General features: G+C 70.0%; 17 protein-coding genes. 4 read left to right on the top strand and 13 right to left on the bottom strand.

Annotation, left to right across the window (positions count from 1 at the left end; genetic code table 11):
* Nucleotides 1–533: 533 nt before the first annotated feature.
* Nucleotides 534–1553: a tryptophan--tRNA ligase gene (gene trpS, locus TN53_RS38550; RefSeq protein WP_046263511.1), complete on the top strand. Its 1020-nt coding sequence runs from the start codon at nucleotides 534–536 to the stop codon at nucleotides 1551–1553.
* A 58-nt stretch (nucleotides 1554–1611) separates the two neighbouring features.
* Here trpS and proC read toward each other — a convergent pair whose 3' ends face one another.
* From proC to TN53_RS38535, 3 genes are all read right to left on the bottom strand, one after another.
* Nucleotides 1612–2424 (bottom strand): pyrroline-5-carboxylate reductase, encoded by an 813-nt coding sequence (gene proC / locus TN53_RS38545; protein ID WP_046263510.1) that lies wholly within the window; start codon nucleotides 2422–2424, stop codon nucleotides 1612–1614.
* A 99-nt stretch (nucleotides 2425–2523) separates the two neighbouring features.
* Nucleotides 2524–3312, bottom strand: coding sequence for an ABC transporter permease (locus TN53_RS38540; protein ID WP_046263509.1), 789 nt, complete (start codon nucleotides 3310–3312; stop codon nucleotides 2524–2526).
* Entirely contained in the window at nucleotides 3309–4121 is an 813-nt protein-coding gene (locus tag TN53_RS38535; protein WP_046263513.1) for an ABC transporter ATP-binding protein, read from the bottom strand. Before TN53_RS38535 ends, TN53_RS38540 begins: the two co-directional genes overlap by 4 nt.
* A 283-nt stretch (nucleotides 4122–4404) precedes the next feature.
* Between TN53_RS38535 and TN53_RS38530 the strand changes: the two genes are divergently transcribed.
* On the top strand, nucleotides 4405–5856 hold the full coding sequence (locus TN53_RS38530; RefSeq protein ID WP_046263508.1) for a SulP family inorganic anion transporter: 1452 nt from the start codon (nucleotides 4405–4407) through the stop codon (nucleotides 5854–5856).
* A 37-nt stretch (nucleotides 5857–5893) separates the two neighbouring features.
* Here the strand turns inward: TN53_RS38530 and TN53_RS38525 are convergent, their stop codons facing one another.
* The 6 genes from TN53_RS38525 to TN53_RS38500 form a co-directional block, all read right to left on the bottom strand.
* Nucleotides 5894–6655 (bottom strand): class I SAM-dependent methyltransferase, encoded by a 762-nt coding sequence (locus tag TN53_RS38525; protein WP_046263507.1) that lies wholly within the window; start codon nucleotides 6653–6655, stop codon nucleotides 5894–5896.
* Nucleotides 6656–6718: 63 nt separating this feature from the next.
* Complete coding sequence (locus TN53_RS38520) at nucleotides 6719–7225, bottom strand: hypothetical protein (protein WP_046263506.1); 507 nt, start codon at nucleotides 7223–7225, stop codon at nucleotides 6719–6721.
* 41 nt (nucleotides 7226–7266) lie between these two features.
* Nucleotides 7267–7599: a hypothetical protein gene (locus TN53_RS38515; protein WP_234441802.1), complete on the bottom strand. Its 333-nt coding sequence runs from the start codon at nucleotides 7597–7599 to the stop codon at nucleotides 7267–7269.
* A 149-nt stretch (nucleotides 7600–7748) separates the two neighbouring features.
* The gene (locus TN53_RS38510; protein ID WP_046263504.1) at nucleotides 7749–8057 is read right to left on the bottom strand and encodes an SH3 domain-containing protein; all 309 of its coding nucleotides are present in this window, start codon (nucleotides 8055–8057) and stop codon (nucleotides 7749–7751) included.
* A gap of 46 nt (nucleotides 8058–8103) precedes the next feature.
* Nucleotides 8104–8388, bottom strand: a complete 285-nt coding sequence (locus TN53_RS38505; RefSeq protein WP_046263512.1) for an SH3 domain-containing protein — start codon at nucleotides 8386–8388, stop codon at nucleotides 8104–8106.
* Between the two features lie 86 nt (nucleotides 8389–8474).
* On the bottom strand, nucleotides 8475–8804 hold the full coding sequence (locus tag TN53_RS38500; protein WP_046263503.1) for an SH3 domain-containing protein: 330 nt from the start codon (nucleotides 8802–8804) through the stop codon (nucleotides 8475–8477).
* Nucleotides 8805–8983: 179 nt separating this feature from the next.
* Between TN53_RS38500 and TN53_RS38495 the strand changes: the two genes are divergently transcribed.
* The gene (locus TN53_RS38495; RefSeq protein ID WP_046263502.1) at nucleotides 8984–11077 is read left to right on the top strand and encodes a serine/threonine-protein kinase; all 2094 of its coding nucleotides are present in this window, start codon (nucleotides 8984–8986) and stop codon (nucleotides 11075–11077) included.
* A 52-nt stretch (nucleotides 11078–11129) separates the two neighbouring features.
* Here TN53_RS38495 and ilvD read toward each other — a convergent pair whose 3' ends face one another.
* The 4 genes from ilvD to TN53_RS38475 all read right to left on the bottom strand — a co-directional run bounded on the left by ilvD (nucleotide 11130) and on the right by TN53_RS38475 (nucleotide 15564).
* Entirely contained in the window at nucleotides 11130–12983 is a 1854-nt protein-coding gene (ilvD, locus tag TN53_RS38490; RefSeq protein WP_046263501.1) for a dihydroxy-acid dehydratase, read from the bottom strand.
* 110 nt (nucleotides 12984–13093) lie between these two features.
* On the bottom strand, nucleotides 13094–13699 hold the full coding sequence (locus tag TN53_RS38485; protein ID WP_046263500.1) for a TetR/AcrR family transcriptional regulator: 606 nt from the start codon (nucleotides 13697–13699) through the stop codon (nucleotides 13094–13096).
* Nucleotides 13696–14520 carry a sugar phosphate isomerase/epimerase family protein gene (locus TN53_RS38480; protein WP_046263499.1) on the bottom strand — a complete coding sequence of 275 codons (825 nt, stop codon included), beginning with the start codon at nucleotides 14518–14520 and terminating at the stop codon, nucleotides 13696–13698. The genes TN53_RS38485 and TN53_RS38480 overlap by 4 nt, the downstream gene beginning before the upstream one ends.
* 102 nt (nucleotides 14521–14622) lie before the next feature.
* Nucleotides 14623–15564, bottom strand: a complete 942-nt coding sequence (locus TN53_RS38475) for a Ppx/GppA phosphatase family protein (RefSeq protein WP_046263498.1) — start codon at nucleotides 15562–15564, stop codon at nucleotides 14623–14625.
* A 71-nt stretch (nucleotides 15565–15635) separates the two neighbouring features.
* Between TN53_RS38475 and TN53_RS38470 the strand changes: the two genes are divergently transcribed.
* Complete coding sequence (locus TN53_RS38470; protein ID WP_046263497.1) at nucleotides 15636–16487, top strand: hypothetical protein; 852 nt, start codon at nucleotides 15636–15638, stop codon at nucleotides 16485–16487.
* Nucleotides 16488–16863: the final 376 nt, after the last annotated feature.

Raw genomic sequence — 16863 nt, 5'->3', positions numbered from 1 at the left:
CGCGTTTCCCTTTCCGGCGGTTCCGACTCTACCAGATCCTTTCGGGCCTGACTCCCAGTCAGAGGGGCTTGCCTTCCCGGCTGTTGGGCCGTTCCGACGAGTGAGACTTTAGCGGAGTCCGTGGCCCCGCGCTAATCGGGGCTGCGTCCTTTCGAACGCGGATTCCTCATTTCGCAAATACGCATGCCAATAGAAAGACAGCGGCCGGATCGACTGCGGTCGACTAGAGGTTGGTACTTGCGGAATGGCTGTCCGGGGACCGACCGGAGTCGGCGCTCACGTCGGACAACTCGGAGAACAGTACGTACCGGCGTGGGGAGTGTCAACTCACGTCCGGACGGGACCCTGGCGGCGTACCCTGGTCCGCATGACGACGCGTACGTACACCCAGCAGTGGTGGGCCGCCTGACGGCGGCCGGAGCTACGTATGCACTCAACGGCCGCCGCTTCGGCGGCCGTTCTCGTATCTCCCTCCAGAGCTTCTGAGGGCCGGCCGTCGGGGACGGCGGTCTCGACCAGGAGGTGGAGAAGAGATGACGCGAGTCTTCAGCGGGGTCAAGCCGACCGGGCATCTGACGCTGGGGAACTATCTGGGGGCCATGCGGCGGTGGGCAGCCGTCGATCAGCACCAGGCCGACGCCCTGTTCTGTGTCGTCGATCTGCACGCGCTGACCGTGGAGCACGATCCGGCGCGGGTGCGGCGGCTCAGTAGGCAGGCGGCGACGTTGCTGTTGGCGACGGGGCTGGATCCGGAGCTGTGCACCGTGTTCGTACAGAGTCATGTGGACGAGCATGCGCGACTGTCGTATCTGCTGGAGTGCGTGGCCACGGACGGCGAGATGCGGCGGATGATCCAGTACAAGGAGAAGGCCGCGCGTGAGCGGGAGCGGGGCGGGAGTGTGCGGCTTTCGCTGCTGACGTATCCCGTGCTGATGGCGGCGGACATCCTGGCGTACGAGGCCGACGAGGTTCCGGTGGGCGATGACCAGGCTCAGCATGTCGAGCTGGCGCGGGATGTCGCGGTGCGGTTCAACCAGCGGTACGGGCACACCTTCGTGGTGCCCCGGGCCACGCCTCCGAAGGTGGCCGCGCGGGTGATGAACCTGCAGGAGCCGCTCTCGAAGATGGGGAAGAGCGATGACACCGGACCCGGGATCGTCTATCTGCTCGACGAGCCGGACGTGGTGCGGAAGAAGGTCATGCGGGCCGTGACCGACAGCGGGCGGGAGGTCGTCTACGACCGGGAGGCTCGGCCGGGTCTCGCCAATCTGCTGGAGATCCTCGCGGCGTGCACGGGTGGGAACCCGGAGGCGCTGAGCGGTGTATATGAGTCGTACGGCGCCTTGAAGAAGGACACCGCAGAGGCCGTGGTCGAGGTCCTCAAGCCCGTGCAGGAAAGGCACAAGGAGTTGTGCGCGGATCCTGGCTATGTGGAGGGGGTGCTGCGGGATGGTGCGCAGAAGGCTCGGGCGATGGCCCGGCCGACCGTCGATGCGGCGTATCGGGCGATCGGGCTGCTGCCGGCGGCCGCTGATATCGCCGTGACCGTCTAGGACGGCGTGTGCCGGGCCGCCGCCCCCTGAGACGGATGGAGCAGGGGGCGGCGGGTGGTCAGCTGTTGTTGCCCGAGGCCAACTGGCGGCTGCGGTCGCGGGCGGCTTCGAGGGCGGCGATGAGGGCGGCTCGTACGCCGTGGTTCTCGAGTTCGCGGATGGCGTTGATCGTGGTGCCCGCGGGGGACGTGACGTTCTCGCGGAGCTTGACCGGGTGTTCGCCGCTGTCGCGGAGCATCGTGGCGGCGCCGATCGCGGACTGCACGATGAGGTCGTGGGCCTTGTCGCGGGGCAGGCCGAGCAGGATGCCGGCGTCCGTCATGGCTTCGACCAGGTAGAAGAAGTACGCCGGGCCGGAGCCGGAGAGGGCGGTGCAGGCGTCCTGCTGGGACTCGGGGACACGGAGCGTCTTGCCGACGGCGCCGAAGATCTCCTCGGCGTGGGCGAGGTGCTCGGCGGTGGCGTGGGTGCCGGCGGAGATGACGGACATGGCCTCGTCGACGAGGGCGGGGGTGTTCGTCATGACGCGGACGACCGGGGTGCCCGCCGCGAGGCGCTCCTCGAAGAAGGAGGTGGGGATGCCTGCCGCGCCGCTGATGATCAGGCGGCCGGCGGGGACGTGGGGGGCGAGTTCGTCCAGGAGGGTACCCATGTCCTGCGGCTTGACCGTGAGGATCAGGGTGTCGGCGGTCTTGGCGGCCTCGGCGTTGGTGACCGGGTCGACTCCGTAGCGCGCGCGGAGCTCTTCGGCCCGTTCCTGGCGGCGGGCTGTGACCAGGAGGTCGGCCGGGGCCCAGCCGCCTCGGATCATTCCGCTGAGCAGGGCTTCGCCGATCTTGCCGGTGCCGAGGACTGCGACTTTCTGGGTCATGGCTGCGGGTGCCCTCCGGGGGTTGCGTCGTCCGGGGTTCATCCTCGCACCGGGGGTGGGTGTGCGGCTCGGCTGTCCGGTTGGCGGGACGTTCGCGGGCTATGCGGTGCGGCGTCGCAGAGTCGCGGCTCCCAGGGCGAGGACGAGCAGCGCGCAGCCGGCCACGATCAGGGCGTCGCGGACGAAGGCGGCGGTCATGTCGGTGTGCTTGAGGACCTCGTTCATGCCGTCGACGGCGTAGGACATCGGGAGGACGTCGGAGATGGTCTCCAGGACGGGGTGCATGTTGTCGCGGGGGGTGAACAGGCCGCAGAGGAGGAGCTGGGGGAAGATCACGGCCGGCATGAACTGGACGGCCTGGAATTCGGAGGCGGCGAAGGCCGAGACGAAGAGGCCGAGTGCGGTGCCGAGGAGTGCGTCGAGCAGGGCGACCAGGAGGAGCAGCCAGGGGCTGCCGGTGACGTCCAGTCCGAGGAACCAGACGGCGAGGCCGGTGGCGAGGGCGGACTGGATGATCGCGAGGGTGCCGAAGGCGAGGGCGTAGCCGGCGATGAGGTCGCCTTTGCCGAGCGGCATGGCGAGGAGGCGTTCGAGGGTGCCGGAGGTGCGTTCGCGCAGGGTGGCGATGGAGGTGACCAGGAACATCGTGATCAGCGGGAAGATCCCGAGGAGGGAGGCGCCGATGCTGTCGAAGGTGCGCGGGCTGCCGTCGAAGACGTAGCGCAGCAGGAACAGCATCACGCAGGGGATCAGGATCATCAGCGCGATGGTGCGGGGGTCGTGGCGGAGCTGGCGCAGTACCCGGGCTGCGGTGGCGAGGGTGCGGGAGACGCTGAGAGCGCTGGTGGGGGCCGGGATGGCGGTCGTGGTGGCGGTCGTCGTACTCATCGGGTCGTCTCCTTCTTGCGTCCGGCTGCCACGGCCTCGTCCACGAGGTGCAGGAATGCGGCTTCGACGGTCTCGGCGCCCGTGCGGGTGCGCAGGGCGTCCGGGGTGTCGTCGGCGAGGATCTCGCCTTCGCGCATGAGGAGGAGGCGGTGGCAGCGCTCGGCCTCGTCCATGACGTGGGAGGAGATGAGCAGGGTCGCTCCTCGCTGGGTGGCGATGTCGTGGAAGAGGTTCCACAGGTCGCGGCGGAGGACGGGGTCGAGGCCGACGGTCGGTTCGTCCAGGACCAGCAGTTCCGGTGTGCCGAGGAGTGCCACGGCCAGTGAGACGCGGCTGCGCTGGCCGCCGGAGAGGTTTCCTGCGAGGGCGTCGGCGTGGCTGGTGAGGTCGACGTCTTCGATGACGCGGGTGACGTCGGAGTGGCGGCGGTCGGCGGCGGCGTGGCCGGGGGCGAGGATCGCGGCGAAGTAGTCGAGGTTCTGATGGACGGTCAGGTCGTCGTAGACGGAGGGGGCTTGGGTGACGTAGCCGATGCGGGTGCGCAGGGTGGGGTGGCCGGCCGGGCGGCCGAGGACGTCGAGGGAGCCGGTGACCTTGGCCTGGGTGCCGACGATGGAGCGCATGAGGGTGGATTTGCCGCATCCGGAGGGGCCGAGCAGGCCGGTGATCTGACCGCGCGGGACGGTGAAGTCGAGGCCGCGCAGGACGGTGCGGGGGCCTCGGACGACGGTGAGGCCTTCGGCTCGGACGGCGGGGCTCTCGGTGGTCTGCGTGCCGGTGTCGGGTGGGCCGGACGAGTAATTCATCATGTGATGAATACTGCTCTCGTGGGCCGGTGCCGTCAAGCCGGTGGCGTTCGGCGGCATGGGCGCGCGGCGGCGTGATCGGAAGCGCGTGGTCCGGTTCGCGTGCTCCCGGATCCCACTGATGACCTCGGGAAGCGACTGCGCGATCAACTCCCGTTCCCGACAATGGATTTCAGTGCGAGGTCATATGCCACGCACCCGGGTTCGCCGTGCCCTCCCCCGGCACAGCGCCCACGCATCTCCCCGTATCCCGTGACCGTCGTCGATCGTCGGAGGTGCTCCTGTCATGCGCTGTGGCGTACGCAAGGCCGAGCTGTTCGCGTCCCTCGTCGTGTTTCTCGTGGCACTGCCCCTCTGTGTGGGAGTCGCCATAGCCTGCGGTGTGCCCGCTGAGTTGGGGCTGGTGACCGGGATCGTCGGCGGGCTGGTCGCCGGGGTGCTGCCCGGCAGCAGCCTTCGGGTGAGCGGGCCGGCGGCGGGGCTGACGGTGCTCGTCTACGAGGCTGTGCAGCGGTACGGGGTCGGGGCGCTCGGAGTGCTGGTGTTCGGCGCCGGGCTGGTGCAGTTGGGGCTCGGGGTGCTGCGGCTGGGACGCTGGTTCCGGGCCGTGTCGGTGGCCGTGGTCCAGGGGATGCTCACGGGCATCGGCCTCGTCCTGATCGCGGGTCAGGTCTACGCGATGGGCGACGCGAACGCGCCCGTCGGCGGCGTGGGCAAGCTCGCCGGGCTGGTGTCGCTGCCGGGTCTGCTGGATCCGGTCGCGTTGTCAGTGGGGGGTGCCACCATGGTCGTACTGCTGCTGTGGCCGCGATGGAAGCGCGGGGCTTGCCTGGTGCCCGCGCCGCTGGTCGCGGTCGGCCTCGCGGCGGCGGTGACCGGGGTGTTCGGCCTGGGGGTGCGGCGGGTCGAGGTGCAGGGCCTACTGGATGCCGTACGGCTGCCGGAGGCGGCGGATCTGGGGCGGCTCACGGAAGTGGGCGTGCTGGGGACCGTGATCGCCTTCGCGCTGATCGCGTCCGCCGAGTCGTTGTTCAGCGCGGCGGCGGTGGACCGGCTGCACGATGGAGGGCGTACCGACTACGACCGCGAGCTGATCGCGCAGGGCGCGAGGAACGTGGTGTGCGGGGTGCTGGGCGCCCTGCCGATGACCGCGGTGATCGTGCGGAGCGCGGCTGGGGGCACCCCCTTCGGGGGAGTTCGGGCGGGAGCACGGACCAAGGTGTCCCGGGTGCTGCACGGGGTGTGGCTGCTGCTCTTCACGGTCGCCGTGCCCGGGGTGCTCGGGGTGATTCCGGTGGCGGCGCCGGCCGCGCTGCTGGTGCACGCCGGGTGCAAGCTCGTGCCGGTGCGGGAGGTGCGGGTGCTGTGGCGTGGGCATCGCGGGGAGGTGGTCGTGCTGGTGGTGACGGCGGCGGCGATCGTCGTCGGCAATCTCTTGGAGGGGGTGTTGGTGGGGTTGGCGCTGGCGGTGGCGAAGACCGCGTGGGACGCCAGCCATGTGCATGTGGAGACCGAGGACGGGGGCGAGGCGGGGATCGTCGTACGGGTGCTGGGGCATGCGACGTTCCTGCGGCTGCCGAAGCTGCTGGACGCGTTGGAGGCGCTGCCGCGGGACCGGGAGGTGCGGCTGGAGCTGGGCGGGTTGCGGCATCTTGACCATGCGTGCGCGGCGGCCCTGGAGGGGTGGGCCGCCGGGCGGGGGCAGGTGTTGACGGCGAGCGGAGGGGCGCCGGCGTGAGGCGCCCCTCGCCGACCCGGCCGGCCCTCGGCGGGGCTCAGGTCCTGGCCAGCAGCAGGATGACGTCGTAGACCTCTTCGAACATGCCGTCCGGGAAGGCGCGCATCAGGTGGTCGCGTTCCTCGGCGAGGAAGGCCGCGGAGGACTCCTCTCCCTGGACCAGGAAGGCCGAGTGGCTGCCGAGGTTGGCGAGGTGGGCGTCGACGGTGACGCGGCGGCTCCAGCGGACCTCGCGGCGGGTGAAGTCGAGGCGGTCGGCGGGGTCGGCGACGTGGGCGTTGACGTTCAGCTTCTCCTCGGCGATGTTCAGGCCGAGGTGGCTCTCGATGCGTCGGGCGGCGTCGGCTATCCAGGGCACGTCGAGGGCTTCGGTGTTCCACCACAGGGCGAGCGCGCCGTCCGGGCGCAGGACACGGACGGCCTCCGGGATCGCGCGGTTCGGGTCGGTCCAGTGCCAGGCCTGGGCGTAGGTGAGGAAGTCGGCGGAGTCGTCGGCGAGGGGCAGGGTGTTGCCGTTGCCGCGGACGATCGGGATGTCGGGGTGGGACCGGCGGAACTGGGCGGCCATTCCGTCCCCGGGTTCGACCGCGAGCACGTCGGCGCCTCGGGCGTGCAGGAGGGCGGTCGCTATGCCGGTTCCGGCGCCGACGTCCACGACTCGGGAGCCGGTGAGGGGACGGCCGGCGAGGTCCTCGACGGCGTCGAAGAGGGCGGGCGGGTAGGAGGGGCGGTTCGCCGCGTACTGGGCTGCGGCCTCGTTGAAGGAGTGGGCGCGGGCGGTGTGCGAGGGAGCCGTCATACGGCCATGGTGGCCGGGTTCGGCGAAGAGGGCGGTGATTTTTCGGTGTGAAGCGGGGACCGGTCAGGAGCGGTGGCGCTTCTTCGACGGGTTGCCGGTGCGGCGGGTGGTGCGCTTCTCGTACCGCTTGCGGGCGGTGTCGTACTCCTCGCGGTGGAGCTTCTCGCCCGGGGCCTCGAAGAGGGAGCGGAAGAAGTAGGCGAGGAGCGAGCCGACGAATCCGATGGCCAGCAGTCCGCGGAGGGAGGCCTGGCGGTCGGGGTCCGCGCGCTTGGTGAAGCCCTCCCAGGTGTGGCGGAAGGCGAGGGCGCTGCAGATCGCGAACATCACGACCATGAGAAGGGTGACGAAGCTGCCGATGTCCGCGATCTGGAGGCCCTGGAAGGCGAAGCGGAGCACGAGGCAGGAGCCGACTACGGCGGCGAGGGAGCCGACGGCGGCGCCGATGCGGCGGGCCGGGTAGCCGTTGTCGTGGTCGACCCAGGTCGTGCCGAAGAAGCGGATCGGTTCGGGGCGGGGGCCGGGTGCGGAGCCCGCGGGGGTTTCCTGGGTGCCGTTGTCGTCGCTCACGCGTCGATTATGGCTCCGGGTGGCCGCGGGCTCCGAGGGGGTCAGCAGTGCGAGGCCACGTAGCCGTCGCTGCCCGTCTTTATGTAGGTGTCCGAGACATAGACGCCGTCGGCGGTCTTGTCCCAGATGTTCGAGGTGCCGAGCGGTCCGGTGATCGTCTCGCCCGGCGTCTGGCAGACGATCGAGAGGTTCGTGCCCGGCTTGTAGGTCTTGAGGATCTGGTAGCTGGTTCCCGGGCCACTACGGGCGTTCACGTTCGAGGTGCCGACCACCGGGTAACCCGCGGCGGATGCCTCGGAGGCGGCGCCGAGGACGGTGAGGAAAGCTGCGGCGGTGCTGGTGAGCACGAGGGATCCGCGCTTCAACAATGTCACGGGGGGGTCCTTTCGATCTTGCTGGTGATCAGAGTGCGCAGCGCGGGCGGACGTGGCCGTCGGCGCCCGGCAGCACACGCTCCGGTGGTGTCGGCGAGGAGGACGGTCTGCGGGGCCGCGCTGACATGTCTTCCTCTGAGGGTGGGGGGTCAGGAGCAGTGGGCCGCTATGTAGCCGTCGCTGCCGGTGTGGACGTATGCGTCCGAGACGTATTCACCGTTGTCGATGTTGTCCCAGATGTTCGATGTGCCGTACGGACCCGTCACCGTCTCGCCCGGCCTCTGGCAGTAGATCGGAACCTTGGCGCCCTCGGCCAGGACACGGATGATGGTGTAGCCGGTGCTCGGACCGCTGCGGACATTCAGGCGATAGCCCGGGGCCGTGTCGTAGTAGCGGACCGCGGCCTCGGCGTGTGCGGCGCCGACCATGAGGAAGGCGCCGGCGAGGCCGGCGAGCATGACGGATCTGCGCTTCAGGGATGGCATGGGAGTCCTCGGGGGTGGGTCAGAGGGAGCAGCGGGGGCGGATGTAGCCGTCGCTGCCGGTGTGCACGTACGTGTCCGAGATGTACTCGCCATTGTCGATGTTGTCCCAGATGTTCGACGTGCCGTACGGACCGGTGACGGTCGTGCCCGGGGTCTGGCACCAGATCGGGACCTTGGCCCCCTCGGGGAGCTGCCGGACGATGGTGTAGTTGGTGCCCGGACCGCTGCGGACGTTCACGCGATAGCCAGGCGCCACATCGTAGTAGCGCAGGGTCGCCGACTCGGCCACGGGCGACATGGCCATGAGGAAGGCGCCGGTGGCGCCCGCGAGCAGGACGGATCGGCGTCTCAGAGATCTCACTGGTGTTCCTCGAGTGGTGGTGTTGAGGATCAGGCGCAGCGCGAGGCCACGTAGCCGTCGCTACCGGTGTTCACGTAGGCGTCCGAGACGTACTGGCCGTCGTCGATGTTGTCCCAGATGTTCGACGTGCCGTACGGGCCGGTGATGTTCTGGCCCGGGGTCTGGCACCAGATCGGGACCTTGGCCCCCTCGGCCAGCACACGGACGACCCGGTACGAAGTGCTGGGCCCGCTGCGCACGTTGAGCCGGACCCCCGGCGCGACCGAGTAGTAGCGCAGGGTCGTAGCGACAGCGGCAGCCGTGGTGACGGCCTCGCTCTCGGCGCTGTCGTCTGCCTCTTCGACACGGTCAACAGACATGAAGGCCTCCCCCGTTGGACCCCATGACTCCCATGGGGTCCGTTGATTCCCTGAATCACGCCATGAAACACATGTGCGCAACTCGCGCACGGAGACTAGCAAGCCGCCTCTGTCTCGTACGAGTCATCGACTAGGCTCCGTGCGTCGCGCGCGCGGACGAACAGCACGGGGGTGGTTCCATGGCGCCACAGCACAACACCGGAGCGGGCGCGGAAGCGGAACTTCCCGAGTACGCCGGCCACTACCAGTTGGAGTCCCGCCTCGGTTCCGGCGGAATGGGCGTCGTGCATCGCGCACAGAGCGCTTCCGGGATGACACTGGCGGTGAAGGTCGTACATGCCGAATTCGCCAAGGACCCTGAGTTCAGGGGTCGGTTCCGGCAGGAGGTCGCCGCGGCTCGGCGGGTGAGTGGTGCCTTTACCGCGCCCGTCGTCGACGCCGATCCGGAGGCCGAACGGCCCTGGATGGCCACGCTGTTCATTCCCGGGCCGACACTCGCCGACGAGGTGAAGCGGAACGGGCCCATGCCTCCTGCCCAGTTGCGCCGGCTCATGGCCGGACTGGCCGAGGCACTGCGCGACATTCACAGGGTCGGCGTGGTGCACCGGGATCTCAAGCCGAGCAATGTGCTGCTGGCCGAGGACGGGCCGAAGGTCATCGACTTCGGCATTTCTCGGCCAAAGGACAGTGAACTGCGCACCGAGACCGGAAAGTTGATCGGCACGCCGCCCTTCATGGCGCCCGAGCAGTTCCGCAGGCCGAGGGAGGTCGGGTCGGCCGCCGACATCTTCGCTCTGGGTTCCGTGCTGGTGCACGCGGCCACGGGGCGGGGGCCGTTCGACTCCGACAGTCCGTACGTCGTCGCCTACCAGGTCGTACACGACGAGCCCGACCTGACCGGCGTACCGGGGAATCTCGCGCCGCTCATCGTGCGGTGTCTCGCCAAGGAGCCCGAAGACCGGCCCACTCCCGATGAGTTGATGCGGGAACTGCGGTCGGTGGCGGCTTCGTACGACACTCAGGCGTTCATACCGGCGCAGCGGACCGGCGACGAACCCGGACCGGAACAGCGCGCCGACGGGCCCGGGCAACGGCCCGCCGCGCGTTTCCGCAAGCGGTCGGCTGTGCTGGTCGGGGCAGTCGGGTTGGTCGCGGGAGGCGTTTTCGCCTCGATGCAGCTGCTCCCCGACGACAGTCGCCCGGCGTCGAGCGCCAGCCCCACGACGTCGTCGCCCGGTTCCGGCACGTGGGAGGCGAGTCCGGTGTCTGCGGACGCCGGCGCACCCCATTGTTCCTACGGCGACGGGAAGTTGCTCTGCGCCCAGCCCGGCGACGTATACGCCCTCTCGCCCTCCGACGGCACCCTGCTGTGGCACCGCTCCGTCGCCAAGGCTCGCAGGGTCGACCCCCCTGTCCTTTCAGGTGGACTCGTGCAGGTCACCACGGACGAGGAACAACGAGTGGAGGCGCTCGATCCCGAGTCGGGAAAGACACGCTGGGAGCGGGGCCTGCCCACGCACACCAGCATGAGGTACGCCGACGGCATGCTTCTGCTCGGCCATGCCGACGGACGCCTCACCGGTGTGGACTCCGCATCGGGGGACACCCGGTGGAGCCGGCGGATGACGGGCCAGAAGTCCCCGTATCTCGCCTCGTTCGCGGGTGATCCGTTGATGTACGCGACGACCATGTCCGAGGACGGATCGAGCACACGGATCTCCGGCGTGGATCCGGGCACGGGTGACGTGCGCTGGGCGGCACGTTTGGATGGAGGACTCCAACCCGTGGGCTCCGGCGACGGGTCCGTCTACTTTCTCTCCCTCGACACGGTGTACTACGACACGGTCGCGGTGGTCCGCTATACCCCGGAGTCCAAGAAGTCCCGCCGGGTGGCTCTGCCTGTCGCCCGCGAGGGCGTCCACGCCGGTGTGCACGGAGACCGCGTCTACCTCCTGGCCGCTGGTGGTTCGCTGGAGGCGTTCGATCTGGGCACGGGGAAACGGCTGTGGCAGCTCGAGACAGCCGTGCCCCGCGGATCGACGCCGGTCGCCGACGGTGACCACGTGTACGTCACTGCCCCCGACGGGCGACTGCTCGCTGTGTCCGCCGCCGACGGGGCCCTGCTCGGACAGACGTCCCCGCGACTCGGCGCGAACGCGGACCGGGTGCCACCCGCACTGCCCGACCCCATCATCACCAACGCCCACATCTACGCCTCCGCCCCCGACGGCACCGTCTTCTCCGTGGACGCCCGCACCCCCTCGACCTGGTGACACGAAAAGGGCCGCCTCCGAAGAGGCGGCCCCCGTGGCAGAACCCTGAGGCTCAGCCCAGCTTCGAGACGTCCCGCACGGCGCCCTTGTCCGCGCTCGTCGCCATCGCCGCGTAGGCCCGCAGCGCCGCCGACACCTTGCGCTCGCGGTTCTTCGGGGCGTACACCCCGCCCAGCGCCGCGTCACGGCGGACCAGTTCGGCGTCGTCGACGAGGAGTTCGATGGTGCGGTTGGGGATGTCGATGCGGATGCGGTCGCCGTCCTCGACGAGCGCGATCGTGCCGCCGGCCGCCGCCTCGGGGGAAGCGTGGCCGATCGACAGACCGGAGGTGCCGCCGGAGAAACGGCCGTCGGTGACCAGGGCGCAGACCTTTCCGAGGCCGCGGCCCTTGAGGTACGAGGTCGGGTAGAGCATCTCCTGCATGCCGGGGCCGCCCTTGGGGCCCTCGTAGCGGATGACGACGACGTCGCCCTCCTTGACCTGCTGGGTCAGGATCTTCTGGACGGCCTCTTCCTGGGACTCGCAGACGACCGCCGGGCCCTCGAAGGTCCAGATGGACTCGTCGACGCCGGCCGTCTTCACCACACAGCCGTCGACCGCGAGGTTGCCCTTGAGGACGGCCAGGCCGCCGTCCTTGGAGTACGCGTGCTCGGCGCTGCGGATGCAGCCGCCCTCGGCGTCCTGGTCCAGCGTGTCCCAGCGCTCCGACTGGGAGAAGGCCTCCGACGAGCGGACGCAGCCCGGGGCCGCATGCCACAGGTCCACCGCCTCGGGCGACGGGGAGCCGCCGCGGACGTCCCACGTCTTCAGCCAGTCCGCCAGGGACGGGCTGTGGACCGAGTGGACGTCCTCCCGCAGCAGGCCCGCGCGGTGCAGTTCGCCCAGCAGGGCGGGGATGCCGCCGGCGCGGTGCACGTCCTCCATGTAGTACGTGCGGTTCTTCGCGACGTTCGGGGCCACCTTCGCCAGGCACGGCACCCGGCGGGAGACCTCGTTGATCTCCTCCAGGCCGAAGGGGACGCCCGCCTCCTGGGCCGCCGCCAGCAGGTGCAGGATCGTGTTGGTCGAGCCGCCCATGGCGATGTCGAGGGCCATGGCGTTCTCGAAGGCCGCGAAGGAGGCGATCGAGCGCGGCAGGACCGTCTCGTCGTCCTGCTCGTAGTAGCGGCGGGTGATGTCCATGACCGTGCGGGCCGCGTCCTCGTACAGCCGGCGCCGGGCCGTGTGCGTGGCCAGGGTCGAGCCGTTGCCCGGGAGCGAGAGGCCGATGGCCTCGGTCAGGCAGTTCATCGAGTTGGCCGTGAACATGCCGGAACAGGAGCCGCAGGTCGGACAGGCGTTCTCCTCGATGCGGAGCATGTCCTCATCGGAGATCTTGTCGTTCACGGCGTCGGACATCGCGTCGACCAGGTCGAGCGTCCGGACCGAGCCGTCGACCAGCGTGGCCCGGCCGGACTCCATCGGGCCGCCGGAGACGAAGACCGTGGGGATGTTCAGGCGCAGGGCCGCATTCAGCATGCCCGGCGTGATCTTGTCGCAGTTGGAGATGCAGATCAGGGCGTCGGCGCAGTGGGCCTCGACCATGTACTCGACCGAGTCCGCGATGAGGTCGCGGGAGGGCAGGGAGTACAGCATGCCGCCGTGGCCCATCGCGATGCCGTCGTCCACCGCGATGGTGTTGAACTCGCGCGGGATGCCGCCGGCCTCGACGATCGCCTCGCTGACGATCCGGCCGACCGGCTGGAGGTGGGTGTGACCCGGCACGAACTCGGTGAAGCTGTTGGCGACCGCGATGATCGGCTTGCGGCCGATGTCCGCACCGGGTACACCGGAGGCGCGCATAAGGGCGCGTGCGCCCGCCATGTTGCGGCCGTGGGTGACTGTGCGGGACCTCAGCTCGGGCATCGTCGCTCGCTCCTTCAGACAGGTAGGGCTGCTGTCGAGCGTACGCCGGTCATCCAGGGGGCGGACACTACGTCCGCAATACGGGACGGCCGTCTCACCTCACAAGGCGCTCACGGGTTCGTCAGATGCCCCTGCACCACCGGCGCCACCCGCGCGATGATCTGCTCCACGTCCGCCGAGGCAACCGGCTCGATCCTGATCACGTACCGCATCATCGCGACCCCCACCAGCTGCGCGGCAGCGAGCTCGGCGCGCAGTTCCGCGTCCGGGGTGTCGAGCTCGCCGGCGATCCGGCGCATCAGCTGCGTGGCGACGAGACGGCGGAAGACGGTCGCCGCGGCCTCGTTGTTCACCGCGGACCGGATGATCGCGAGCAGCGGCTTACGGGTCACCGGGTTCTCCCAGAGCCCGAAGATGAAGCGGGTCATGCGCTCGCCGACATCCTCGAGGGGACCGTCGAGGACCACGTCCCGCACCTTCAGGGCCGGCGTGAAGGCGACCTCGACGGCCGCCTCGAAGACCTGTTCCTTGGTGCCGAAGTAGTGGTGGACCAGGGCCGAGTCGACCCCCGCCGCCTTGGCGATGCCGCGCACCGAGGTCTTCTCGTAACCCCGCTCGGAGAACTCCTCGCGGGCCGCGGTCAGGATGCGGTCGCGGGTGTCGGCCGATTCCGTCCCAGGGGGGCGGCCCCGCTTCCGCGAGGTGACGCCGGTCATGGCCGCGGCACCTTCACGGCGGAGGCCAGATGCAGCCGCGTGAAGGCCAGGGCCTCCGCCAGATCGGCCTCACGTTCGGCGCTGGACATCGCACGCCGGGTGTTGACCTCGATGACGACATGGCCGTCGAAGCCGGTCAGGGCGAGACGCTCCAGCAGCTCGGCGCAGGGCTGCGTGCCGCGGCCGGGGACGAGGTGCTCGTCCTTGGCCGAGCCCCGGCCGTCGGCGAGGTGGACGTGGCCGAGGCGGTCTCCCATGCGGTCGACCAGTTGCATCGCGTCGGAACGGGCCGTGGCCGAATGACTGAGATCGATCGTGAAGTGACGGTAGTCCTCCTTCGTCACGTCCCAGTCGGGGGCGTACGCGAGCATCTCGCGGTCGCGGTAGCGCCAGGGGTACATGTTCTCGACGGCGAAGCGGACGTCCGTCTCGTTCGCCATGCGCCAGATACCGCTCACGAAGTCGCGGGCGTACTGACGCTGCCAGCGGAACGGCGGGTGGACGACGACCGTGGACGCCCCGAGCTTCTCGGCGGCCGCCTGGGCGCGCTGGAGCTTGACCCAGGGGTCGGTGGACCACACGCGCTGGGTGATGAGCAGGCACGGGGCGTGTACGGCGAGGATCGGGATCTGGTGGTAGTCGGAGAGGCGGCGCAGGGCTTCGATGTCCTGGCTCACCGGGTCGGTCCACACCATGACCTCGACACCGTCGTATCCGAGGCGCGCGGCGATCTCGAAGGCCGTCGCCGTGGACTCCGGGTACACGGAGGCCGTGGAGAGCGCGACCTTCGCATCCGGGATCCGTACGACTGGTTCTGCCACGGGGGTCAGCCTAAGGGTTGCGGTGGGTGGGGTGCGGGGCGCCTATTCGCCGTTGTGGCGATTGCCATAGGCGGGTGTGGAGGTACGGGTTCCCCGCGCCCCTCAGGTGCCCACAGCGGATCCCATGTGATCAAGTCGCCGCAGAATGACCCCTTCCCGCAACGCCCACGGACAGACCTCCAGGTTCTCCACGCCGAACAGGTCCATCGCGCCCTCGGCCACCATCGCGCCCGCGAGCAGCTGCCCCGCACGGCCTTCCGAGACCCCGGGCAGCTCGGAGCGCTGCGCCACCGTCATCCCCGCCAGCTGTGGCACCCACGCCTCCAGGGACTCCCGCTTCAGCTGGCGCTGGACGTACAGGCCCTCGGTGGAGCGGGCGGCACCGGCGAGGCGGGCCAGCTGCTTGAAGGTCTTGGACGTGGCGACGACGTGGTCGGGGGCGCCGAAGCGGGCGAACTCGCCGACGGTGCGGGCGATCTGGGCGCGGACATGACGTCGTAGCGCCCGTATGGCCTCGGGATCCGGAGGGTCGCCGGGCAGCCAGCCCGCCGTCAGACGGCCCGCGCCCAGCGGCAGCGAGACCGCCGCGTCGGGCTCCTCGTCGATGCCGTACGCGATCTCCAGGGAGCCGCCGCCGATGTCGAGGACCAGCAGCTTTCCGGCGGACCAGCCGAACCAGCGACGGACGGCGAGGAAGGTGAGGCGGGCCTCCTCGGCGCCGGTGAGGACCTGGAGCTCGACGCCGGTCTCCGCGTGCACGCGCGCGAGGACCTCGTCGGCGTTGCTGGCCTCGCGCACCGCGGAGGTGGCGAACGGGAGCAGGTCCTCGACGCCCTTGTCCTCGGCGGCCTGAAGGGCCTCCTTGACGACGCCGATGAGTTTGTCGACACCCTCGGGGCCGATCGCGCCGCCCTCGTCGAGGAGTTGGGCAAGGCGCAGTTCCACCTTGTGCGAGTGCGCGGGCAGCGGGCGCGCGCCCGGGTGCGCATCCACCACCAGCAGATGCACCGTGTTCGATCCCACGTCGAGGACACCGAGTCTCATGGACGGAACGCTACTGCCACCTGCGCGGGCGACCGTCGTCGGAGTCTTGCCAAGCGTCTTACCCTGGACGCGTGCCAAAGACGAAAAAGGCGAAGACCGACAAATCTTCCAGCGGTTCTTCGCAGGCGAAGTCGCCGGTGAAGTCACCGAAGAAGTCGAAGCAGGCCCCGGCAGCCGACGAGAAGGGGCTCGACTTCGCGCGCGCGTGGGTGGAGTTCCCTGATCCGGCGGACGACGAGCAGATCTTCCGGTGCGATCTGACATGGCTGACATCTCGCTGGAACTGCATCTTCGGCAGCGGTTGCCAGGGCATCCAGCCGGGCCGCGCGGCCGACGGGTGCTGCACTCTGGGCGCCCACTTCTCCGACGAGGACGACGAGAAGCGGGTCGCCGGGCATGTGGCCAGGCTCACTCCGGAGATCTGGCAGTTCCACGACGAGGGCACGGAGGGCGGCTGGATCTCGGAGGACGAGGACGGCGACCGCCAGACCCGCCCCTACCAGGGCTCGTGCATCTTCCAGAACCGGCCCGGCTTCGCCGGCGGCGCGGGCTGCTCGCTGCACATCCTGGCGCTCAAGGAGGGCCGGGAGCCGCTGGAGACCAAGCCGGACGTCTGCTGGCAGCTGCCGGTGCGACGGACGTACGAGTGGATCGACCGGCCCGACGACACCCGGGTGCTCCAGGTGTCGATCGGTGAGTACGACCGCCGCGGCTGGGGTCCGGGCGGCCACGATCTGCACTGGTGGTGCACATCGGCGACCTCGGCGCACGGTGCGGGCGACCCGGTGTACGTCTCCTACCGGCCGGAGCTGACCGAGCTGATGGGCAAGGCGGGCTACGACCGGCTGGTCGAGCTGTGCGAGGAGCGGCTGGCCTCCCAGCTCCCGCTGCTGGCACCGCATCCGGCCGACCCTGTGGGCTAGGCCCCTTCTGACGGATCAGCGTGGGCCGAGGAGCGGCGTCCGGTGCGTGCGATCGCCGTGCGGGGTGGAGGGTCATGTGGCGGAGCCACCTGGCCCTTCGCCCCGTGCGGCTGAGGGTCCCCCCACGCCCTTCAGGCAGTGGGGCAGTGCGTGCCGGGCGTCGCGACGCCGCGAAGATCCGTCGGAAGGGCCCTAGGCCCACGGCTACGACGTGGACGGGCTCGGGTCGCCGCTGTCGCTGGGCGGGGGCGACGGGCTCGCCGGGTCGGACGGGGTGGGATCCGTCGGCGTCGGGTCCGGCTCGGACGTCGAGGGCGGCGGATCGCTGGGGGCCGGGTCCGTGGGGGCCGAGGTCGTGGGGGTCGGGTCCGGGTCC

It is taken from the genome of Streptomyces sp. WM6386, assembly GCF_000972385.1.
Taxonomy (GTDB): Bacteria; Actinomycetota; Actinomycetes; order Streptomycetales; family Streptomycetaceae; genus Streptomyces.
The sequence above is the reverse complement of the archived record's forward strand: the minus strand, read 5'-3'. Positions and strand labels throughout refer to the sequence as shown.